This is a genomic window from Faecalicatena contorta, from assembly GCF_001404335.1.
GTDB lineage: Bacteria > Bacillota > Clostridia > Lachnospirales > Lachnospiraceae > Faecalicatena > Faecalicatena contortus_B.
Genome location: NZ_CYZU01000031.1, coordinates 15,443 through 39,004, shown reverse-complemented (window position 1 = coordinate 39,004; position 23,562 = coordinate 15,443). Strand labels below are relative to the sequence as shown.

At 46.8% G+C, this 23,562-nt stretch carries 20 protein-coding genes; 3 read left to right on the top strand and 17 right to left on the bottom strand.

Annotated features, from left to right (window positions below; genetic code table 11):
• Nucleotides 1–119: 119 nt before the first annotated feature.
• The 13 genes from ARB69_RS15455 to eno all read right to left on the bottom strand — a co-directional run bounded on the left by ARB69_RS15455 (nt 120) and on the right by eno (nt 14,282).
• Nucleotides 120–1,196: a PucR family transcriptional regulator gene (locus tag ARB69_RS15455; protein ID WP_055154094.1), complete on the bottom strand. Its 1,077-nt coding sequence runs from the start codon at nt 1,194–1,196 to the stop codon at nt 120–122.
• Between the two features lie 168 nt (nt 1,197–1,364).
• Nucleotides 1,365–2,822: a PTS transporter subunit IIC gene (locus tag ARB69_RS15450; RefSeq protein ID WP_167702504.1), complete on the bottom strand. Its 1,458-nt coding sequence runs from the start codon at nt 2,820–2,822 to the stop codon at nt 1,365–1,367.
• A gap of 40 nt (nt 2,823–2,862) precedes the next feature.
• Complete coding sequence (locus tag ARB69_RS15445) at nt 2,863–3,165, bottom strand: PTS sorbitol IIB subunit (protein WP_070102466.1); 303 nt, start codon at nt 3,163–3,165, stop codon at nt 2,863–2,865.
• Between the two features lie 18 nt (nt 3,166–3,183).
• Nucleotides 3,184–3,660, bottom strand: coding sequence for a PTS sugar transporter subunit IIA (locus tag ARB69_RS15440; RefSeq protein ID WP_050640228.1), 477 nt, complete (start codon nt 3,658–3,660; stop codon nt 3,184–3,186).
• 14 nt (nt 3,661–3,674) lie between these two features.
• On the bottom strand, nt 3,675–3,953 hold the full coding sequence (locus ARB69_RS15435) for an HPr family phosphocarrier protein (RefSeq protein ID WP_050640229.1): 279 nt from the start codon (nt 3,951–3,953) through the stop codon (nt 3,675–3,677).
• Between the two features lie 22 nt (nt 3,954–3,975).
• Nucleotides 3,976–5,688 (bottom strand): phosphoenolpyruvate--protein phosphotransferase, encoded by a 1,713-nt coding sequence (gene ptsP, locus ARB69_RS15430; protein WP_083487115.1) that lies wholly within the window; start codon nt 5,686–5,688, stop codon nt 3,976–3,978.
• A gap of 19 nt (nt 5,689–5,707) precedes the next feature.
• The gene (locus ARB69_RS15425; RefSeq protein WP_055154092.1) at nt 5,708–6,511 is read right to left on the bottom strand and encodes a Cof-type HAD-IIB family hydrolase; all 804 of its coding nucleotides are present in this window, start codon (nt 6,509–6,511) and stop codon (nt 5,708–5,710) included.
• A gap of 69 nt (nt 6,512–6,580) precedes the next feature.
• Nucleotides 6,581–7,897, bottom strand: a complete 1,317-nt coding sequence (locus ARB69_RS15420) for a RuBisCO large subunit C-terminal-like domain-containing protein (RefSeq protein WP_050640231.1) — start codon at nt 7,895–7,897, stop codon at nt 6,581–6,583.
• Nucleotides 7,898–7,916: 19 nt separating this feature from the next.
• Nucleotides 7,917–8,966 (bottom strand): (Fe-S)-binding protein, encoded by a 1,050-nt coding sequence (locus ARB69_RS15415; protein ID WP_055154090.1) that lies wholly within the window; start codon nt 8,964–8,966, stop codon nt 7,917–7,919.
• Entirely contained in the window at nt 8,966–10,273 is a 1,308-nt protein-coding gene (locus ARB69_RS15410) for an FAD-binding protein (protein WP_055154088.1), read from the bottom strand. Before ARB69_RS15410 ends, ARB69_RS15415 begins: the two co-directional genes overlap by 1 nt.
• Entirely contained in the window at nt 10,266–11,918 is a 1,653-nt protein-coding gene (gene glpA / locus ARB69_RS15405) for an anaerobic glycerol-3-phosphate dehydrogenase subunit A (protein WP_050640234.1), read from the bottom strand. Before glpA ends, ARB69_RS15410 begins: the two co-directional genes overlap by 8 nt.
• A gap of 377 nt (nt 11,919–12,295) precedes the next feature.
• Nucleotides 12,296–12,712 (bottom strand): secondary thiamine-phosphate synthase enzyme YjbQ, encoded by a 417-nt coding sequence (locus tag ARB69_RS15400; RefSeq protein ID WP_050640235.1) that lies wholly within the window; start codon nt 12,710–12,712, stop codon nt 12,296–12,298.
• Between the two features lie 298 nt (nt 12,713–13,010).
• Entirely contained in the window at nt 13,011–14,282 is a 1,272-nt protein-coding gene (gene eno, locus ARB69_RS15395) for a phosphopyruvate hydratase (RefSeq protein ID WP_050640236.1), read from the bottom strand.
• A 142-nt stretch (nt 14,283–14,424) separates the two neighbouring features.
• Here eno and ARB69_RS15390 point away from each other — a divergent pair, with 142 nt between their 5' ends.
• Nucleotides 14,425–15,267, top strand: coding sequence for a YitT family protein (locus tag ARB69_RS15390; protein ID WP_055154086.1), 843 nt, complete (start codon nt 14,425–14,427; stop codon nt 15,265–15,267).
• Between the two features lie 21 nt (nt 15,268–15,288).
• Nucleotides 15,289–17,484: a DNA topoisomerase III gene (locus tag ARB69_RS15385; RefSeq protein ID WP_055154084.1), complete on the top strand. Its 2,196-nt coding sequence runs from the start codon at nt 15,289–15,291 to the stop codon at nt 17,482–17,484.
• Nucleotides 17,485–17,720: 236 nt separating this feature from the next.
• On the opposite strand, the gene ARB69_RS15380 is transcribed toward ARB69_RS15385, so the two are convergent.
• The 4 genes from ARB69_RS15380 to ARB69_RS15360 form a co-directional block, all read right to left on the bottom strand.
• Entirely contained in the window at nt 17,721–18,437 is a 717-nt protein-coding gene (locus tag ARB69_RS15380; RefSeq protein ID WP_050640239.1) for a cell wall hydrolase, read from the bottom strand.
• Nucleotides 18,438–19,312: 875 nt separating this feature from the next.
• Nucleotides 19,313–20,095: a phosphonoacetaldehyde hydrolase gene (gene phnX / locus ARB69_RS15370; protein ID WP_055154080.1), complete on the bottom strand. Its 783-nt coding sequence runs from the start codon at nt 20,093–20,095 to the stop codon at nt 19,313–19,315.
• Nucleotides 20,088–21,188, bottom strand: a complete 1,101-nt coding sequence (locus ARB69_RS15365; RefSeq protein WP_050640243.1) for a 2-aminoethylphosphonate--pyruvate transaminase — start codon at nt 21,186–21,188, stop codon at nt 20,088–20,090. The genes phnX and ARB69_RS15365 overlap by 8 nt, the downstream gene beginning before the upstream one ends.
• A gap of 216 nt (nt 21,189–21,404) precedes the next feature.
• Nucleotides 21,405–21,881 carry a pyridoxamine 5'-phosphate oxidase family protein gene (locus tag ARB69_RS15360; RefSeq protein WP_070102464.1) on the bottom strand — a complete coding sequence of 159 codons (477 nt, stop codon included), beginning with the start codon at nt 21,879–21,881 and terminating at the stop codon, nt 21,405–21,407.
• Between the two features lie 218 nt (nt 21,882–22,099).
• Between ARB69_RS15360 and ARB69_RS15355 the strand changes: the two genes are divergently transcribed.
• Nucleotides 22,100–23,449, top strand: coding sequence for an MATE family efflux transporter (locus tag ARB69_RS15355; protein WP_055154075.1), 1,350 nt, complete (start codon nt 22,100–22,102; stop codon nt 23,447–23,449).
• Nucleotides 23,450–23,562: the final 113 nt, after the last annotated feature.

Genomic DNA, 23,562 nt, shown 5'->3' with positions numbered 1-23,562 from the left:
CACCTCCTGCGGATAAACCACGATCATCTTACCACAATTGGGAAGATTTTGCAACAACTTTTCCAAAGTTAAAGCCCAGTTTAACCCCAGCTGCACTTAAGATGTTGTCACAAATCATCTTACCCTTTACACTTAATATGGATATGAATCAGCATTGCGATCTTAAATACAATTGCGTGGTCAAAGATACGCACATCCAGTCCCGTCAGCTTTTTAATCTTTTCCAGTCTGTACATCAGTGTATTCCTGTGAATAAAGAGCTTCCTTGCCGTCTCAGAAACATTGAGATTATTTTCAAAAAAACATTTTACAGTCTCCAGCGTCTCATTTTCCAGTGAGTCGAATCCGCCTTTTTTAAATACCTCATTCAGATACACCTCGCATAAGGGAAGCGGCAGCTGATAGATCAGGCGCTTGATTCCCAGATGATTATAGTCTATGACTGTCCTGCTTCCCTCAAACAGATACAGCAGCTCCAGAACATAAAGTGATTCCTTATATGAATCCGCCAGCTGCCGGATGTCGGTAACAATACTTCCGATTCCGATGACCGGAAAGGATTTGAAGACTTCCGCCGCCTTTTTCTGAAATGTAATGCCGATTGCCTCCAGCTCCGCATGAGAAGTATTCGTTTTTGTCTTCACAATAACAATTATGTCCGTTTCCGTCATAGAAAATACTTCGTATTTTTCGGATTCCTCTACGTTCTGGATCAGCATATTCAGATTCCACTCCGTATCCACATGGGGAAACCTCAATAAAAATACCGCCCGTGCCATAATCGGGGGAATTTTCAGCATCTTGGCCCTTACATTTATGTCAGCCGCCAGAATATTTTCCAGAAAAAGGGCTTTGTAAAACAAATCCCGGCTGTACTTCTCTTCAAAATAGGATTTCATGCCAGTAAAACAGACGGATAGTATGGTTGCATAATCCTCTGCCTCCTTATCGGTCCCTTCAACAAAAACTGCAAATCGAACAAAACTATTCTCATAGAAGATACGATATGTATTATTTTTAATAAAAAAGCATCTGCCTTCCTCGTTTTTCTGCTTCATCAGATTAAATGAATTCGTGATGCCTATCATTTCCTGATTGCTGCATGAAACGATCTCCTTATTGTCAATCACACCAAACGTTCTGTATATACTTTTCTGTAACTGATATATGTATCCCTGGAAGAACCTGTCTGCCATCTTTCCACACCGCCTTCAATTATTCAGACTAAAGCGTGTCTGAAAATTCATTATCGCAATATGCCACTCTGCTTCACAGTCTAGTGCAAATTATTATAACACATATTTTTACGCCGGCAAAGCCCACGGAGGCAGTTTTCACTGCCTTCCAATGGGCTTTACTTTACATTACTCTATGTATCCTCTTTCCAGCAGATATTCTTCACTTGCGCCAGCCGCAACCCACCATACCTTTTTATTTTTCCGAAACGAAAGATAGATGGCCAGATATACCGCGACAACGATAATAATCCCAACTATCCGCATCATACCGTCTGCCGAAAATGCTTTGTATACCAGATATAACACCGGATTCGTGCCTACCGTCCATGAGGCAATTCCAAGCCCCTGGGCAAAGGCATTGGAAACAGAGTCCATCTGTGAAGCTACACCTGCGGATTCCGCAGCCTTTGTAAACGCGGCGCAGACATCCGAATTCAGCACATTTGCCACATTGAACCAAACCGCCCCGGAGACCACAGTCATCAGAATATCTCCCCGGAATACGCAGATCAGCCCCGCCGTCATAAATGCCATGGCCGGAATATCTGCAAGCATCAGAATCTTATTCCCCGGCAAAATAATGGATATAAAGAACACGATCGGAATCAGGATCAGTGCTGCCGCCATATTATCCCCGTTTCCGAAGAAAACTGCCGGATCCATGGCAATATGAAAATACTTTCTGTTCGAGCTGCCGGAACGCGCACGTGCCTGCATGGACTGGCTCAATGGAATTAGTCCTTTCACAAAAAGTCCGGAAACTGAGGGATAAATGACCATAACCGCCGCAATGGTAATTGATGCTGTCAGGATTCCCGCCCATGTATTCACATTGGCCAGGCCGGTGACTGAACCCAAAATCGTAATCAACAGCCCGACTACCAGGCCGATGGAAAGAGGTTCTCCCCAAAATCCTAATTTTTCCTGCAGCCGCTCCGCACTGATCGGTTTTGTCTTAATCTTTAATTTTAGCATGATCCATCTTACAATCATGGCAAATGGCGCTCCTCCGGAGGGAACACTGGTAAGTGTAAGGTTGTCATAACCGTTAAATTCCTGCAGAGACGGTGCGATAATATCTGCGATCAGAAGCACCACCAGGTTGCACATAACCGCCGCTGCAACGCCCAGTGCAAAGCTTCCTGTCGTAAACTGCACGATAACTGCCCAGAATACAAACTGATAGTAGTTCCATATATCCGTAGGCTGAAACGTATCGACCAATTTCAGCGCGAACAGAAGCAGATTCAGCCCAAGTCCGAGCACCAGATAAATATAACCCAGCGTATTGGAGTACACGACAACGGATGCGCCCTGCCAGCCGATATCAATGAATGGCAGCTGAATACCCACGTGATCCGCCATGGCAGTTACATATGGGGTGATAGCTGTCATCAGAACACCGAGCACGGCGTTGAACAAAGTCAGCCCGACCGCCATATAGATCGCGCCTTGAAAAGATTTCTTTACCCCAACACGCATAAACATACTAATGATGAATATAACTACTGGTACGATTATGGTGCTCCCAAAGATACCCATAATATTATTAACAGCATTTCCTATTTGTATCAAAGCCTGCATTTTTCTACCTCCCGATATTTAGTAGAATGTAGGATAAATACTATTCATCCATGATTTTTTTAACTGCTTCCAGCAGCTCTTCTGTAAACTGCTCCGCTCCCACTCCCGTAAACAGAGGCAGTCCCAGCATCACCGGAGCGCCTGCCTTGTTCTTTGCATTCGTCTTACCCGTCACTACGATCAGATCATACCCCTCCAGATTGGGGACTTCCGTAATTTTATGAGGGTTAATTGAAAATGGTATTTTTTCTTTTTTTAATATCTCTTTGATTTTATCTGTTACAACCGTTGTTGTAAAAATTCCGCCGCCACAGGCAACCGCTATATTAATTTTTGCTTTCATAATCATTCACTCCATTATTTAGATTATCAGATATTCCTCTAACAATTCCTTCATTTTCTGTATCATTGCTTCCGGTTTGTCAATCTCAAGCAGTTCGTTCATAATGCCGTCGTCCTGAAAAATATTGCTGAATTTTCTCAAAACTGCTGTCTGATAGCTTGGGTCCGTGATCCCGAACAGGAATACAAGTCTGGTTTCCACCGTTTCATCCGGATCCCCCATACATCCAAATGCAACCGGTGTGTCCAGAACGGCCATCGAGAAAAAGGATCTCAGGCAGCCGTCGTGAATGTGCGGGATGGCGATGGGAACGCCAGTGGGAAGCCCCGTCGGATACTCTTTTTCCCTTTCCAGCAGGGCTGTAACAAATACAGGCTCAATACAGTTCATCTGCATAGCCCTATCGCACAGCCTTCTCATTATGTCCTCGGCATTTCTGGCTTTTATCCCTGTCAGTATCATTTCCTTGTTTGTATAAAGGCCTATCGTTTCCATCCAATCTCTCCTTCTCAGTCTTCGCCAAACTTACTTTTAATCAATGCAGCCAGTGCCTCCACTGCTTCCTTCTCATCTTCGCCCTCGGCGCTGATTTCCGCTGTTACGCCCTTGCCAAGGCCCTGTGCTATCAGCATAACAATTGATTTTGCATTCGCCTTGCAGCTGTCTTCCTCATCCATATTCTGTATAAAAATTTTACTCCGGAATTTGTTCGCAAGTGCTATGAAATCTGAAGCCGGACGGGCATGCAGGCCAGTCTCGTTCTCAATCACTACCTGTTTTGCATACATAAGTTCTCCTCCTTTGCCTGCCTTAATCCGGCAGTTCACTTTTTATGTATTCTTCCACCTGGACTGCTGTAGAGAGTTCCAGTACTGTTCTGGCCATCCTCTCGGCTTTGCAGATATCCATCTGAGAGATCATTTTTTTCACGGAGGCCAGGGAGGAAGCATTCATACTGAACTTGCGCACTCCCAGTCCCGCAAGCAGCGCTACCGCCTGGGGATTACCTCCCATCTCACCGCATACACTCACCGGCTTCTTCTGTTTCCCGAACTCTTCCACAATCTGCCTGATCAGCCGGAACATAGCGGGATGAAAACTCTGATAATATTTCGCAACACTTGGATTGAGTCGGTCAACTGCCATGAGATACTGGCAGAGATCATTTGTCCCTATGCTTGCAAAATCGACCTCAGACGCTGCAATATCGGCCATAAGCGCGATTGACGGTATCTCTATCATAATACCTACTTTTACATCTGTGCGACAGGAAATATTTTCCTCCCTCAGTTCTTCTTTTACTTCTTCCACAATCTGCTTCGCAAAGCGGATATCCCCGATGCTCCCAACCATAGGAAACATGATCCAGAGGTTTCCGTACACAGCAGCCCGCAGAAGTGCTCTGAGCTGCGTTTTAAATATAGGTTTCATCTCAAAACAAAGCCGCAGTGCACGCAGTCCCAGAAATGGATTGTCTTCCCGCGGAAGCTCCAGATAATCCAGCTTCTTATCGCCTCCGATATCCAGCGTGCGGATAATTACCGGCCGTTCTCCGTACATAGTCACGATCTTTTTGTAAACTCTGAACTGCTCCTCCTCTTCCGGAAGCGCCTTTTTGCTCATATACAAAAACTCTGTCCGAAACAGTCCAACCCCGTCTGTATATGATTCCAGCTCCAGCTCACTCTTGTCGGCAGAACCAATGTTCAGGCAGACCTCAATTCTTGTTTTATCCAGTGTCTCAGGAACAAGGGGGAGGTACTGACGCATATCGCTTATCTTTTTCAGATACTCCTCGCGCATAACCTGATACTGCTTTTCCTGGTCAACCGTCAGATGAGTAATTACCTTCCCATCCTTCGCGTCTACCGCTATCTTCTGGCCGTTTTCTGTATTTTTCATAATATCTGCTACACCCAGAACCGCCGGTATGCCATAGTTTCTGGCCAGGATCGCCATATGCGAAGTATAGCCCCCAACTTCCGTAACAATGGCCTTCACATATTCTGTCTTCATTGCCGCCGTATCCGAAGGGAGCAGATCCTGTGCAACCACAATTACATCTCCGGCCAACGAGGAAAGCGGGTTTTCATGTCCGCCGTCCCACAGGCGGATCAACCGCTGGCAGACGTCTTTTAGGTCCGCCGCTCTTTCCCGGATCAAAGCATTCTTTGCCTTGGATATAATCTGAATATATCTTTCATAGACTTCCTGGATTGCCCATTGGGGAGACAGCAGATTGTCCCGGATTTCGTCCTCGATTTCACGGCTCATCTCTTCATCCTGTACAATATCAATATGTGCCTGGAAAATTTTCTTTTCTTCCTCGTCCAGCTCAGAACCTTCGATCAGCTGTTTTAGTTCTTCTTCCGCCTGGATGAGTACGCATTTATACTTTTCCATACAGCTGTCTGCATGGGCTTTTGCGATCGTCTCATGGCGGATTTCCGGCTGATAAGGCTGATATTGAAACACACGTCCTATGGCTGCCCCATCCGAAACCGCCGTTCCTTCATAAATCATTCTATACCCTCTTTTCCGCTTAGCTGATTTTGCATCGCACGTACTTCTCTATGGCGTATGCGACGCCGCTTTCATTGTTCGATAGTGTCACTTTTCCGGCTGCCTGCTTCACACCTTCCATGGCGCCCTGCATGGCAATCGAAAGGCCGGCATACTCCAGCATGCTTTTATCGTTTTCACCGTCGCCTATAGCTACCATCTCTCCGGGCTCTATATGATAATAAGAACCGATCCATGCCAGCGCACGGCCTTTATCGCTGCCGCCGAGCTCAAGAGAAAAATCATACGCACGATCCGCACTCACCACGCCGCCAAAGGCTGCGGACACCCATTCTCTGAACTGCGTGACTCTGCAGGGTTCATCCAATATTAAAATCTTTCCCAGGGGTGTGTTATTATAGCACATCCCGACATCCTCTGTATAGACAACCCTCTGCCCCATACATTTTTCAAATATCTCCAGATATGTTCCCTTAAGCCCGGAATAGACCTGGTCTTCCTGGTAAATAAGCGGCTGGTAGAGATGCGCCCTGCAGTAATCCAGTATTTTCGTGCAGTTTTCGGATGAAATCAACTCCGCATGCAGGATTTTATTCCCGGTATTGTCCAGCACCAGGCTCCCGTTCTGCGTCACGACTGCCTCTTCCAGCTTAAGTGTTTCAATAATTCCCTTAAGCGCCGGATATCCCCTTCCGGAAAAAGGAATGACTTTCACCCCCTCTTCCCGGATATCCCGGATAGCCCTTCGGTTATTTTCCGACAGTCTGTGCTCATCATCCAGCAGTGTTCCGTCCACGTCAACTGCCAATAATTTATATTTCACGTTACCTCCTGCGCTGCCCGCTGCTTCTAAGTCAGTTCTTTCCGGGCAGAAAACATTATGTGGAGCTTTCTATTTCTTTAAATCAAATAATTGCTGGTTCATGCCCTCTCCCCAGAGATCCAGGGCAACCTTTAAGGATTCACAGTCTTTTGCGGCTTCACGAAGTGAAATTCCTTCTGCCGTTGCATCTGCAGCTTTGATCAGACTCTCAACGCCTGCGGCTGCTCCCATCGGATGCGCGTGCATTGCCGCACCTGCTGAAATGGAAAAGTCCATTCCCAGATCGGAGGCAACATCCGGAATTAATCCCTGATATACACCTGCAGCCGGTCCCGGGAACGTGCGTTTCATTCCCCTGAAATCTGTCAGCAGAGCCTGCGCAATCCTGATATACCGCTCACGCTGAATGTCTACTTTGCCGTATGCACAAGGATAAATCACGATATCGGCTCCGCTCATTCTCATGAATTTGCCCAGAATCAGATGGCTTGATACGCCTGAGTAGTGTGATTCGTACATTGCCCCTGCAAATGCCGGATGTGCCAGGATCGGAAGCCCGACTTCGTCATTCTCTGCTACCATCTGCATAGAAGGCCAGCCTACAGTGAGTGCATTGATCATGATTCCGGGAATGCCCATCTCTTTGCACATTTTCGCTTTATCAAGCATCTTATCCGGTCTGTCTGTAATATTCGGTGAATAGATCACGCGTTTTCCGGTTCTCTCATAGACATCCTTCAAAATCTCCGCAGCGATCTTAGCTCTTGCCTTTACAGTACAATATTCTGTGTCACTGAAGAGTTCATCGTCTTTGATCCAGTCGATTCCTGCCATTGCCAGTTCCCGTATCAGTTTGCCCGCGTTCTCTGGCGTTGCCCCTGTACACGGTTTAATCATGCTGACAATAAACGGCCTTTTTTCAACACCTGTCAGCTCTCTGAGTCCCTCCACGCCATATCTCGGCCCTTTAAAGGCATCCGTAAATACTTTCGGGAAGTCTATATCAATCAGTTTGAGTTTTCCTGCCATAGAAATATTTCCTATTACAGAGGTCAGTACCTGGGGAAGATTCGGGCCCATATTCTCAAACGGGAATGCAATCTGGAATACCGCCATACGCTCTTTGCCTTCCATCTCCGGCATATTGAACTCATAGCACGGAATCTCGTGCACTGCGATTACTTTGCCGCCGTGTCTTCTCCTGACTTCCGGCGTCTCAAGGGGTACCGGCGCCCATGTGCCGGTAGTCTGCTCAATTGCTATAGATCCCACTTTGTTCAGCAGATCTGATGTATAACCTTCACAAAAGTAGGTGCAGATAATATGGGTGTCCTTGTCTACTGATTCTGGTAATTTAAAAATATTCGGATCATATTTTGCATTCATGATAAATTCTCCTTTCACTCTATAACGCCCGTGCTACATATTCTGTAATATCGATGATCTCCATGTCTTTTTCTTTAATAGCCTCTTTTAACGCATATTTTTCAAACACGCATCCCGTCACTACTGTCCTGCATCCCAGATCCGCAAGCTCCTTTGCCCGCTTCTTGCTGACTGCTGCCGCCAGTTCCGGATAAAAAAGACCCAGACCGCCGCCGAGTCCGCTGGAAGAGGTTCGGTATCCAGTTCTCTCCGGCTGTACCGCTTTTTGTCCGCTCAGTTTTACAATCAATTCTTCGGGGGCTTTCACTTCGTTTTTTCTGGTAAGCATATGTGCTGCGTGATAGGCTGTCTGCTCTGTCCCCCCTGTGGCATTTAAGTTTTTCTTCTCCAAAAGATCCTCCAGGAATTCGCTTGTATGCAGATATGTATACTTCTCCGGATAATAATTCTGAAAGGCCTCGAACGAATAGCTGCACGGCGTAACGATCACTTTTGCCTGTACTCTCTCAAATGCTTTTACATTGGTATCCACAGCCTTCTGCAGCCCCTCTGTCTGTCCGCTTCTGTCCAGAAAGTATCCACTGTCTGCTGTGTCTGTCAGAAAAGTATAAGAAATTCCTGCCGCCTTGCAGATCTTATCAAAGGCATTCTGCATCTCCACATCCAATTCGCCTGCGTATCCAAGGAATACGGCAACATCTGCTTTGCCTTCCCGGATCTCCTGCGGTTTGCCAAGTATATTCTCCCCGGCCTCTGCCCTGTGCACAATATCGGTTACAGCTTCCGGCACGGTATTCTTCTCTCTGCATAAGCGGCGGATATATGCCATTGTATCTGCGATCGGAACGTTTACGGGACATGCTGATTCACATTCATAGCAGTCAATGCACTGAAATGCTTCCTCCGTCACCATTTCCAGATCAAAGCGGGATCCCAGCGCCGAGTATACAGCGGAATACATGGGAGCTTTATCCGTTCCGACCGCCCTGACAGCCGGACATCGGTCCAGACACAGGTTGCATCGTACACATTCCACGCTGTTATAATAAATATCATTAAAGTCTTTCATCAGTGCTCACTTCCTTTCGCCATATTTGCCGCATTCTTTCCTGCAAGGTATCCGGAAGCTGCCGCAACTCCTGCACCGCTTCTCTCATAGACCCAGTCATAGCCTTCCATTAAATCCCCACAGGCAAATATCTGTCCGGAAAAGCTGCCCTGTGCGATGGTCATATCATCGTACACCCGGATGCCGGTCTTGATAAAAGGCTGGCCGCCTCCGGGGAATGCTTTTTTATTTACCATATCAGCGTCAATCCTGCCCAGCGGCTCATGAATAACCGGGATAAACACATCTTCTCTATAGGAGGTGATACCGCCTCCGATGAATCCGCCGGCAGCAAGCACAATCTTTCTTGCATATGCTTCCCTGGTCTTTCCCTGCTGCTCGAACACGACACAAAATACCCCTTCTTCTGTTTTCTTAATTTCCACTGCCTTTGCCTGATTGGTTACCTTAATATTCAGATTCTCCAGGCCTTTTTCAAATGCGTCCGCAAGTCTCTGTGCACTGACCGAATGTCCTCCTGCAGAGATCTCTCCTACCGGGATCCCAAGTGTCTCATATAAGAGTTCCATGTTCTGTGCATAATTTTGATAGCCCAGAACCGGTGGAACCAGAATCCTCTGAATACCGCCCATAACGTTCTTCATATCATCCAGTACTGCTGCAAGCTCCTCAATGCCTTCGCTGGTATCAAAAAATGCGGCAAGTTCTGCATTGGTCAGCTTCTCCCTGTTTGTAAGAGAGGGGAGTTCCAAAGTGACTGCAATATAAGCAGCATCTGCTTTGGGAGCAAACTGTTTCTGATAGGCATTGTAGGACTTGCAGGCATATTCGGGATAAAATTCCGTATATCCCCTGAACCCTGCAACCAGTATTTTCCCCCGGGCTGTTGTCACGTCTGCGTATTTATTATAGGAAGGGATGTATGCCGTATTTTTATAGGTTCCCAGAATATTCGGGATGGCGGCGTTCCTGATCCCGTTGCCTGTAAACTCCATTCCGCCTGCGCGGCAGACTTCCCGCAATGCTTTGATTCCATTTTCCAGACTGTCTTTGAGAACCGCATAGGGGTGCTTTGGATTTTTCTCCAGCAGCAGGGCCATCCCCTCACTGATTTCTTCTACAACTATATTTTTCTCTTCTCCCGGCACTGCTCCCAGAATATCCAGAACGCCTGAGCCCATCATGGTTGCCCCTGCGCCTTTTGTGATAATTTCTACGCCGGCCAGCTCATCCGATGCCGCCTTTGCTGCAGTTACCCCAGCCATGCCGCTGCCGATTACAATTACATCTTTTATCTTATCATTCATGCGGAATCACCTCCGTTGGTTTGGTATCCAGAAGATCGTAGCTGCCCTGGGTTACATAAAATGCCTGCATAATTTCTGCCTGTGCCAGTTGATCTCCATATTGGAGTGTATAATAAATGCCCTTCCAGCGCTCCTGCATATACTCTGCCAGCTGGTCATGAGCCTCCTGTGCCGTCGCGTGAACCGCTTTCTGATACAGGGCAGCCACTTTGTATGTACAGAACGTTCCCTGGCAGGTTCCCATACCGTTGCGGATTCTTCTTCTGAGATCCTTAATGTTAAATACTTCCTCATTCTGGAATGCATTAATGACTTCTGATCCGATTACCTGGGCGCATTCACATATGACTCCGGAGTACTCCGGCGCAGCATCTACAATTTCCTTTGCCCTGCTGCCATATCTTGCGGTCATCTTATGTGCGCTGTACAACGGTACTTTGTATTTCTCATGTATATATTTTGCATCTTTTTCTGCTTCTTCCTTTGTCTGGGCCCCATAGATCAACCGCTTATGTGTCGTACACTCTGCATCGCTTCCCAGCTTTCTGCATACGAGGTCCACTGTCTCTTCCGCCATCAGCCTTGCCGTTGCATATTTTCCGCCGGTGATTGTGACAATTCCTTCAATACCATGTTCTTCTGCGTGATCGATCAGAATCATTCTGCGACTGACCGCCCTCCCGGTTTCTGATGTGGTTGAGTAAAGGGGTCTGACCCCTGTGCACATACGGAGCATTCTTGCATTTCTGATATCCGGAATGATCTGCTCTACACTGCTTTCCATCAGTTCAATCTCGTCCAGCCCCGGAACCGCCGCATCGGGATCTTCTATATCTACGGAAGATGTGCCAAGCAGGGAAGTATTCTGATATCCCATGCTGACAAGGCCGTCGCCGTCTGAGGGTACTCTCAGAATACCAATCAGCGTTTTCGTGGGCCGCATGTTATATACCCCCATGGTTCCTTTATTTGGCTTTACAGGTATCTTAAAGCCGGCCATTTCTGTCACTCTTGAGCCCCAGGGGCCTGCAGCATTTACCACAATCTTTGCGCAAATCTCATAGATCGTTCCATTCTTTCTGTCCAGTACCTTTACCCCTTTTACGGTATCCGCCTCCATGATCAGATCGATCACTTCGCTGTGCGTCCGGATAACTGCGCCTTTTACCTTTGCATCATATGCCTGTGCAATACAGAGACGGAAGGGATCAAATCCCGTGTCAATTGTACGCAGGGCGAACTGGATATCGTCGGCCAGAAGAGGTTCATCCTGTACGGCTTCCTCCGGTGTGATCACTTCATAGGGCAGACCAATCTCATCTGCATTCTCCATCCACTTCTTTGCAAATTCAAGCTGCTCTTCTGTCTTTGCCACCCACATTGCATCTGTCGGGTCGACTACCTGTGGGACTATCTCACGGAATACTTTGTTCTCCTGCAGACATTCCACTGCAGTCTGCTTATCTGTCACAACATATCTGGAACCACCGTGCAGTGCTGAATGGCATCCTCCGGATGTACCCGCAGCCAGATCGTCTCTTTCCAAAAGAACAGAATTTGTGTATCCGCGGAGTACCAAATCTCGAATCGCAGCTGTTCCTGTGGTCCCGCCACCAATTACTACTACGTCAAAATTTTCTCGCATAAATTCGATCTCACTTCCTATTTTCTATTTTCAACCCGGTTTGAATTAGCCTTATAATATCACCGTTTATTTGCACAATCAAATCCGGTTTCTTTGCAATTTTTTCGTTTTTTTGTCCTTTATTTGTGCATCCTTTTCAATTTAAGTTCCATGTTTTAGGGCACCTTGTACATGTCACCATAGTTTCAACTTTGTATAGCACAAAATAATTTTGTCATTCTGCACCATTCTCACCGCTTCATTTTCTAACTGAATATAATAGAGTTTTTATGATATAGGAAATTTCAGAGTGATTTCCTATATCATAAAAGGAGCCTGTCCGGGGCTTCTTATTTAAGTCCCGGACAAGCCCCTTTGCAGGCATACATCCCTCTCCTTTATTCTCCCATAATTTTAATGCAGATCTTTTTCATGCGCTTACCGTTAAAATCAGCATAAAAGATCTGTTCCCAGTGTCCCAGATCCATATTCCCTTCCGTAACTGATATGAGCTCGCTTCTTCCGATTATATTCCTTTTCAGATGGGCGGGCGCATCCTTCTCACTCTTATTATGCCGATAATAGGGTTCCTTCTGTTCGGGAATAATCTGCTCTAAAAACTCCAGAGTATCTCTGATCAGTCCCTCCTCATCATCATTTATAAAAATTGACGAGGTAGTATGAAGAGAAGATACTATAATCGCACCTTCTCTGATGCCGCTTTCTTCCAAAACCATCCTGACATGGTTCGTGATATTTTTCATCGTTTCCTTTTCTTCAAATTCAAAGCTTAGATATGTACGGTATGATTTCAAAATAGCCCTTCCTCTTCTGCTGCCAGCATTTGTCTGACCGCCCTATAAAACAGCCTGCTCACTCAGGCCAATGCGCAGAACTGTTATACAGGCGCATTCTAAGTTCATGGTTCTGTTTCTATGTCTGTTTTATTATAATACCGTAGTATTCGCCAAGTCAAGGAGACGTATGGAGCTGTCCGACGCAGGCTGCAGACTCTGTTTTCATAAACTATTATAAACTTTATTTTCTGCAGATAAAAACAGCTGCGGCCTGCCATTTCCGGCAAAACCGCAGCTGTTTTTCTTATCTTTTTAACTATCTTCCCAGCTCTTCTTCTATCCTGAGCAGCTGGTTGTACTTAGCAACACGCTCTGACCTGCACGGAGCCCCGGTCTTAATCTGTCCCGTGTTAAATGCCACCGCAATATCTGCTATGGTCGTGTCTTCCGTCTCTCCTGATCTGTGGGATATGATCGCATTATAGCCCGCCTTCTGGGCCATCTCAATGGCATCAATCGCCTCTGTCAGTGTCCCAATCTGGTTTACCTTTACTAGTATGGCGTTAGCCGCATTCTGCTCAATTCCCTTTTTCAGCCGTTCTACATTTGTAACAAACAAGTCATCTCCCACCAGCTGAATCTCATTCCCCAGTCTTGTTGTCAAAAGTTCCCATCCGTCCCAGTCTTCCTCATCCAGCGGATCTTCAATAGATCGGATCGGAAATTCCAGTGATAAGTCTTCATAATATTCAATCAGTTCCTCGGCAGAGCGCACGATCTTCTGTCCCTGCATCCTGCTTTCTCCCGGGAATTCATATTTTCTGAAATCCTTATTATACAGCTCGGACGCTGCAACATCCAGCGCAATCTGAATGTCTTTTCCCATCTTATATCCGGCCTTCTCCACCGCTTCTTTCAGAAATCTGAGCGCTTCCTTTGCGTCCGGCAGATCCGGGGCAAAACCGCCCTCATCTCCCACGGCTGTACTCAGTCCGTTTTCTTTCAATAACGCTTTCAGTGTATGATAGATTTCTGCACACATGCGGAGCCCTTCTTTAAAGCTGGGCGCGCCGACCGGCATGATCATAAACTCCTGGATATCCAGTGTATTGTCCGCATGCGCCCCGCCGTTCAGGATATTCATCATTGGAACCGGAAGTTCGTGAGCATTAACTCCGCCCAAGTATCGGAACAACGGTACTTTCAGAGCGTTTGCCGCCGCCTTGGCCGCTGCAAGCGACACTCCCAGAAGGGCATTTGCTCCCAGGTTCTTTTTATTCTTGCTGCCGTCAGCCTTGATCAGCACTTCATCAAGAGCGGCCTGATCAAATACATTCATGCCGATCACGGCTCTTGCAAGCTGGTCATTCACATGTTCTGCAGCGCGCTGGACTCCTTTTCCGCCGTAGCGGTCTTCACCGTCACGCAGCTCCACTGCTTCATATTTTCCTGTAGATGCACCGGAGGGTACCGCAGCGCGTCCTACCGTATCTTCCCCTACAAGCACCTCTACTTCAATCGTCGGATTGCCTCTGGAATCTATAATTTCTCTTGCGTATACGTCTCGAATTGGTAAATACTGATACATATATTCCTTCCTCCTTATGGGAACATAGTATTTCCAAATATCTTGTCTTAATGCGTTGACTTTTCATATTCCGGGCGTTACAATTCGGATAGAGTGAGAGGTTTTTAATTTCAAAATTATGTATATTACGGGGAGCATACGGATGAAGGGTAAACTGAAGCATTTTCTCTTATTAACATGCAGTACACTGATTATGGCTGTCGGTACTTATTTTTTTAAATTTACGAATAATTTTACATTCGGAGGTATCACGGGCCTGGCGGTTCTGGTAGCCAAAACCGGATTCATGTCTGCCAGTGATTTTACCTTTGTCATGAATATGATACTGTTGGTCATTGGTTTTATTGTGTTAGGACGTAAGTTTGCGGCTAAGACCGCCTACTGCAGTATCCTGCTTTCTGTGACGTTATCCGTTCTGGAGCGTGTTTATCCGATTACTCATCCGCTGACAGACCAGCCCATGCTGGAGCTCTGTTTTGCCATTGCTCTGCCCTCTCTGGGTTCTGCGGTATTGTTTAACATCGGGTCATCCAGCGGCGGTACGGATATCATTGCCATGATACTGCGGAAATATTCCAGCTTTGATATTGGACGCGCGCTGCTCATCACCGATATCCTTATTACCATCGCGGGCTGCTTTATGTTCGATATCGAGACAGGGCTTTACTCCTTCCTCGGCCTGGCAATCCGCTCATTCATGATTGATACGTTTATCGAAAGTTTTAACCTCTCCAAGTATTTCAATGTGGTATGCGACGAACCGGAACCCATCTGTGATTTCATTGTAAATACACTGCACCGCAGTGCCACCGTCTGCCATGCACAGGGCGCCTTTTCGGGAAGAGACAAGTATATCGTCTTTACGGCCCTCAACCGTCCCCAGGCAGTTAAGCTTCGTAACTTTATTAAGGAAAATCAGCCGGAAGCCTTTATTCTGATTTCGAATACAAGTGAAATCATCGGAAAAGGATTTCATAATATCTAAGATTAGTAAAAGGAGACTTCAATGAAACATCTTGTGATTGCCGAAAAACCTTCTGTGGCCAGGGATATCGCCAGAGTCCTGCGCTGCACAAAGAAGACAAACTCTTATATAGAAGGAACTGAATATATCGTTACCTGGGCGCTGGGACATCTTGTCACCCTGGCAGATCCCGAGCAATATGGCGAGCAGTACAAAACCTGGAATATGGACACACTCCCCATGATCCCTAAGGAATGGAAGCTGGTGGTCATCAAACAGACCGGAAAACAATTCCATGCGGTCAAAGAGCTGATTTACCGCAAGGACGTATCCGATATCATCATTGCAACCGATGCCGGACGCGAAGGCGAGCTGGTTGCCCGCTGGATTCTGGACAAAGCGGGAAGCAAAAAGCCGCTGCAGCGTCTCTGGATCTCGTCCGTAACAGATAAAGCTATCCGGGAAGGTTTTGCGAACCTGAAACCCGGGAAAGCCTATTACAACCTCTACAGAGCCGCAATTGCCAGGGCGCAGTCCGACTGGGTTGTGGGCATCAATGCCACACGGGCGCTGACCTGTAAATATAACGCACAGCTCTCCTGTGGACGCGTACAGACGCCTACACTAGCTATGATCGCTGCACGCGAAGAAGAAATCCGCAGTTTTAAGCCACAGCCTTTTTATGGGATGAAGGCATCTGCCGGAGGAATCACTTTCCTGTGGTGCGACAGCCAGTCCGGTTCTTCAAGGACATTTGACCAGGAACGGATTCAAAAGCTCTATAAGCAGTGCGGGGGTACGCTAGAGATTACAGAGGTCATAAAAAAGGAGAAGAAATCCTTCTCTCCTGCCCTCTACGATCTGACTACACTGCAGAGGGAAGCAAACCAGCGTTTTGGTTTTTCGGCAAAGGAGACCTTGAACATCATGCAGCGCCTGTATGAAAACCACAAGGTACTGACCTACCCAAGGACGGACTCCCGCTATCTCACTTCGGATATGACGGGGACACTAAAGGAACGCCTCAAGGCCTGTGCAATCGGCCCTTACAGTAAGATTGCCGGCCGGCTGACCATGCAGCCCATTAAGGCCAATAAATCTTTTGTGGACAATGCTAAAGTCACAGACCACCATGCCATTATTCCTACAGAACAGTTCGTTCAGCTGGATCATATGACAAACGAGGAGCGAAAAATATACGATATGGTTGTGCGGCGTTTCCTTGCCGTGTTATCCCCGGCATGCGAATATGAAGAGACCTCTCTAAGAGGCAGGATTTCCCAGGAAGTGTTTACGGCCAAAGGAAATGTGATCAGACAGGCCGGCTGGAAGGAAGTATACGAGGCAGGATACGAAGATGCAGATGAGGAAGAAGCGGAAGAAATTTACATCAAACAAACTCTGCCGGAAGTACACAAGGGGCAGAAACTGCAGGTAAGCAGCCTGAACATCACAGAAGGTAAAACAAAACCTCCCGCGTATTTCACAGAAGGCACACTGATTGCCGCTATGGAGAATCCGGTCAAATATATGCAGCATAAGGATAAGACGCTGATCAAAACACTGGGTGAGACCGGAGGTCTCGGAACCGTTGCAACACGCGCGGACATCATCGACAAACTGTTCAACAGTTTCTTGATGGAAAAACGTGGCAATGAAATCCATATCACAGCCAAGGGCAGGCAGCTCCTGGAGCTGGTACCCGGAGATTTAAAAAGCCCGGAACTGACCGCTGACTGGGAACTCCGGCTTCAGGCAATCGCCAAGGGCAAGGAAACAGACCGGCACTTTATGGATGAGATTGAGCATTACACACAGGCTTTGATTCAGGAGATTAAAACCGGGGACGGAAAATTCCGGCATGATAACCTGACCCGGACCAAGTGCCCGGAATGTGGAAAATATATGCTGGAGGTCAATGGCAAACACGGCAAGATGCTGGTCTGCCAGGACAGAGAATGCGGACATCGTGAGACCATTTCCCGCCGCACCAATGCCCGCTGCCCGGTCTGCCACAAGAAAATGGAGCTGGTTGGCAAAGGGGATGGACAGCGGTTTGTCTGCTCCTGCGGGCATAAGGAAAAACTGAGTGCGTTCGAAGCCAGACGGGCAAAAGAAGGCAAGGGGGCAAGCAAGAAAGACGTGAATAACTATTTGAAAAAGCAGGCCCGGGAAGTGAAGGAACCGGTGAATAACGCTTTCGCGGATGCATTTTCAAAGCTGGATATTGATTTATAGTGACCATCTTTATAGACAACTGATCTGGCTGCACTAGAGCGTGTATAGATTTTCGATTTACGCCAAATTGTTTATCGACATTATAAATTATGAAATATGATTATAATGAAAGAATGCTGCGAGATAAATCGTAGTCATCGAAAATAAGTCACTTACTGTTATATATTATTCGATGTACTACTATCTATCCCGCAGCATTTTAAATGTATTTAAATTATTACATGAGCGTTTCTTTCCTAATGGAAGAAATGATCCCCAATCTGGATCCCATAATCTCCATTCCCAAAGTAAAGGCAGTCCCCGATTGGGTTAGATCCGGCAATTGCGTCTGCTGCCGCCTGCATAGCAGTATCAGTGTACCCCCCGCTCGCCAGCACGCTGTCCAGCCAGCCCGTCATAGCCGGACCAAACTGTCCTGACTGGTAAATAACCTCTGGAACACTGTTCGGATATACCCCGCTGCGTACCCGGTTCATAATAACGGCTCCCACGGCAACCTGTCCTTCATAAGGCTGATTTCCCGCCTCACAGAAAATAATTGCTGCCAGCAGTTCCTGGTCTCCCGCTGCCACGGGCTGTGCCACAGCCGCTGACGCTGCCGCCGCCTCGGCTTCCTCCGCCGCACGTGCCTCTTCCTCCGCCGCACGCTGAGCCTCTTCAGCGGCGAGCCTTTCTTCTTCCTCTTTCCGCTTTTTCTCTTCCGCTATCTTTTTCTGTTCCTCTTCATAAGCAGCTTTTGCTTCCTTTGCCGCTTTCTTTATCTCTGCTGTTTGCTCTACCGGAATGCTTTTTACGGTCTCTAACAGTAATGTATCTCCTTCTTGTTTATCTGCTGTATCAATTGTAACTGCCACAGGCATCTGTGAAGCCGCCTGTGTAGTAAAGCCGGCTGTGAATGTCATACACACCGTCACTGCTGACAATACTGTTATAAATTTCTTACCCTGTAACATATACTTAACCTCCTGATTTGTTGCAATATCTTTAAGTATTCTTAATAAGCTTGTAATAAAATATATGCTTTTGATTTCGAACTTATTACAGATATTACAAATTTGTTACAAAAGTCATTCTAATACAAAAAATGAAATCTGTCAACTTTTTTATTTCTTCCACAATCCGGTAAAATTGGGAGGAGGATTTTCTGGTGGAAGGACGCCTGTCTGAAATGTGGTGGGGGATGCCGCCGGGAAGCAGGGGAGGGGGGCTGAAAGCAGCCCGTTTGCGGAGAAGTGCTAACGCAAAAGAAACTGCCCATGAGGGCACGTACAACATGCAACGGGAAAGCCTGATGCTTTCCCGTCTTAGGATGTACTGGAAAGTGATTTGGTAAATCACTTTCCATCCCTCATGGGCAGCTCCTTTTGCGTAAGCACTAAACCGCGCACTTTATGCTCCCAGCCCCTCTCCCCTGCTTCCCGGCGGCATCCCCCACCACATTTCAGACAGGCTGGGCTTCATCCGGTCAGGACTTATAATTCTCCTTAAGGGGAATTTCGGCGGGAGCAGCGTATGGGACTGGCTGGGCTTGATGAGAGGTGCTCCGTTAGTTTTGAATATTGCATATTTTTCTTCTGAGCACACTTAACCGCATAGCCATTATAAATACGCCGCCCCCGCCAGCGCCTCCTCCGGAATAATGAAAGCCAACATATGAATTAAAAGCAGGGCCGCCAGCCCTGCTTTTAAGCCGACTTATACGGGAATGCATCCTGCATTCCCGTGTTTGTCGGCGGTATTCATCATGTTGGCTTTCATTTTGATTAGCGGCTGTTACACCACAATTCCGCATCCAAAAGAGTCCTGTCACGATTCCGCACAGCGCCCCTTAGCCATTCAACTCTCCAATTTCCAACAGCTCTTTCAGATTCAGGATTACTGCATCTGCGCCTGCATCCATGAATCTGATGGTTACTGCCTCTGCTTTTTCCTTTTTTTCTGCCTCCGGCAGTGCGTTGTATTCGGATTCTGTCAGGCCCATTTCTGAGCTGCCTTCTACTACTCCTATGGTATAGACGCCTGCATTTTTTCCTTCTTTGATGTCTGATATGGTGTCTCCTACCTTGATGACATGATCAATGGATGTTACTTTGAGGGCTTCCATGTTTTTGAAGATCATATACGGGTAGGGGCGTCCTGCATTTCCGACGGAATTAGGGCTGAACCATGCGTCCGGCTCGTATCCTGCCTCTTTGGCTTTTGGCACGACAATCTGCATCATTTCGTCTGTATAGCCTGTGGTGGATCCTATTTTGATTCCCAGTTCACGCAGCCTGGCTGTAACTTCCAGTACGTATGGCTTGGGATCGGCAAATTCATCCAGTATTCCCAGTAATTTATCTTCAAAGGACGCATATAATTGGTCGATATCCGGCTCTGATGGGGATTTTCCATACTTCTTCTCCCATAATCCACGGATTCTTGGCATTTCCAGCATTGTTTTAATATGGTCTCTTTTCAGCATTCCCATCGGCTCTCTTACCTCATCCATTGTGGGCTCAATTCCTGCCTGTCTGAACACCTCCGCAAATGCTTTTACCGGTGCAAAACAGCCGTAATCTACCGTTGTTCCCGCCCAGTCAAATATAACCGCCTCTATATTTTTATTCATGGCTGCTCTCCCCCAGAAATTCCGTTATAATCTCCATCAGTTTCAAAATGTCGTCTCTGTATATCTCTCCGATATTACCGATACGGAATGTGTCTGCCTCCGTTACTTTTCCGGGATAAATTGCATATCCGCGTTCTTTGATGTATGTATACATTTCTGTAAAAGAAAACGTGTGGTTCTCAGGATAGTAGAAAGTTGTGATGATTGGCCCCTGATGTTCCGCGTCTATATACGGATGGATTCCAAGCTCTGCCATCTTTTGAATCAGGAGTTTGTTATTCTCGGTATAACGTCTGCTTCTTGCCGGTATGCCCCCTTCTTCTTCCATTTCCTTCAGTGCCTGTGAAAACGCCAGAACCACATGTGTTGGGGAGGTAAAGCGCCACTTTCCGTCTTTGTTCATGGTCTCCCACTGGTCGTATAGATCCAGGGAAAGGCTTCTCGCTTTCCCTTTGCTTGCAATCAGTTTTTCTCTGTCTGCAATGACAAATGAGAATCCCGGCACTCCCTGAATGCATTTATTAGCACTGCTGATAATAAAGTCGATTCCCCACTCGCCTACAGGAATATCCACTCCGCCAAAACTGCTCATTGCATCCACAATCATCGTACGGTTCCTTGCTTTCACAGCCTTAGCGACTGCCTCAATATCATTGAGAATCCCGGAAGTTGTCTCGCTGTGGACCATGGATACGTGGGTAATGGATGGATCGTTGTCGAGAATTTCTGCAACCTTATGCGCATCCGGTACTTTATAGTAAACTTCGTTGTACACAACGTGGCAAATGCCGGCATGCTCTGCGATATCTACCATTCGTTCGCCGTAAGCGCCATTGGCAACAATTAACAGCTTATCGTCATTTGCTATCACACTGGACAAAACTGCTTCCACTCCAAAGGTTCCGCTTCCCTGCATCAGAACAACCGTATACTCGTCCTCAGAAACATGTGCCAGCTCCAGAAGCTTTTTCCGAATATCCTGTGTAATTGATTTATAATCATCATCCCAGGTGCAGTGATCGAACAGCATTTCTTGCTTTACACTGTCTGTAGTCGTCAGCGGACCCGGTGTCAGCAATTTGTAATTTTTCATTTTATAAATCTCCTCTCAATCTTTGTATCTTCGATCGGTAAGAGTTCAGACAAGGCTGTACTCTTATTTCAATCAGACTACGGAAATTATAGCAGTCTGTTTTTTAATTAACAATCAAATAGAATTCAAGATTTTGTAAGAAATTTGTAAAATCGTAATTGTAAAACAATTCTGAAAACGGTAGGCAAAGGGGTCAGACCCCTTTGCCTACCGTTTCTATTCTCTCCGTTTACCAGTCAGTTCCTTTGCCGTTATTTTAATAACTGACACAATTGTCACAAGCCGCTCGGTAAATTCAAAATCTTTCCCAGTCTGGCATTTCATTAATACACGCAATGCCTCCATCTTCTCCCGGGGCTCCTCCACAAACTCGGCCACGCCTTTTCCCACCAGGCTGGCGTAGCGGAATCCATACTGGCACGGGACTCTTCCCTCTATCAGTTCATGGTCACAGTCCAGCTCAAATCCCACATTAGGATTTTTTCTTAACAGGTCCAGCTTTTTACCCTCCAGTGCTGCGTGGATATAAATTACCAGATTATTGTCTTCGTATGTATATCCAAAATTCATGGGCAGCATATAAATCCCATCTTCATCATACATGGCCAGATGTACGACCTTACATGTATCCAGTACATGAAGTATCTCTTCCCGGCTCTCAATTTCACGGTCTCTTCTTCTCATTCGTGGCATTATGTTTACCCTCTCTTTCATCAAATATATTTTATCATACCATAAACTATAGTAGTCTGCACTCAAAATTCATGCACAATGAATTCCTGCTGTCCACTGCGTCTGCATTGTAATAAAGAGCTCCAAAGCCCTATCGACAGCAGATGTATTTCATGATATAGTATCGTTGTTAAGTTGGAAAACACGACATATACATAAGAAAAATGAGTGAGGTTTTTATGAAGCGGGGCAGTCAAACTATGAATCAAATCACGGAAGGTGTCATCTGGAGACAGCTTCTTCTTTTCTTTTTTCCGATTGTATTCGGTACATTTTTCCAGCAGCTGTACAACACCATTGACACCGTAATCGTGGGCCATTTTGTGGGGACAGAAGCTCTGGCCAGCGTGGGTGGATCTTCCGCACAGATTAGTGCCCTGATCGTGGGCTTTTTCACCGGGCTTTCCTCCGGTGCTTCTGTTGTAATCGCACAGTTTTTCGGCGCACAGGATGAACGTTCTGTGAGGCAAAGCCTGCATACGGCCTATGCTTTCTCAATCATGGGAAGTATTATCATCAGTATTCTCGGCATCGCGCTTGCTCCGTCCATGCTGTCCTGGATGCGCACTCCTGCCGAAATCATGGCTGATTCTATTCTGTATCTGCGCATCTACTTTGCGGGCATTCTCTTCGTCTTCATTTATAATATGGGCTCCAGCATCCTGCGGGCGGTTGGGGATTCCAGACACCCTTTGTATTACCTGATTATCTGCTGTTTCCTGAATATCGTACTGGATGTGGCCTTTGTAGTCATCTTCCGCATGGGTGTGCTGGGCGTGGCGCTGGCCACCCTCCTTTCTCAGGCTTTCAGCGCCGTACTTGTCACACATAAACTGATGAAAGCGGAAGGTATCCTCCGGCTTTTTCTCCGCCAGATCCGTTTCCACGGTTCTGTAATGAAGTCACAGCTCCGCATCGGAATCCCCACCGGCGTTGAGGCCGTTATGTACAGCATTACCAACGTCATCATTCAGGCTGCTTTAAACGGTTTCGGCACCGATACCGCGGCGGCCTGGTCTGTATTTGGAAAATTAGATGCTGTTTTCTGGATGGTCAGCAGCGCATTCGGCATCTCCATCACCACATTTGTGGGGCAGAATTACGGAGCGCGTAAGGCTGGCCGGATCCGGAAAATCACCCGCGTCAGCCTGGGCATAGATTTTTTGGTCTCCGCAGCCCTCGTCGTCTTTCTGATTGCGGCCCGGGTCCCCTTGTTCCGGCTGTTCACCACGGATACCGAAGTTATACGGATCGGGACTGAGATGCTTTTGCAGGTGACTCCGTGGTATATTACGTTTGTGTTCATTGAGATCCTCACTGGCTCTCTGCGCGGCATCGGGGATGTAATTATCCCTATGATCATCACCCTGTGCGGTGTCTGCCTTCTGAGGGTTCTCTGGATCATCGGCGCCCTCAAAATTCAGCCCACCATATCGGCTATTATATTCAGTTATCCGATTACGTGGATTATAACTTCTATACTATTTATCTGCTATTACTTTTATAGAATAAAGAAGATGAAAATATAAAACGCTCTAGTATAAGACAATCTAAATGCCTTGCTGGTTCGGTGAAAATGATTTTTCGAGAGTGCAGACGCAAAAACGTAGGCGTAGTGGGGCTACGCTGAGGCTTTTGCGTC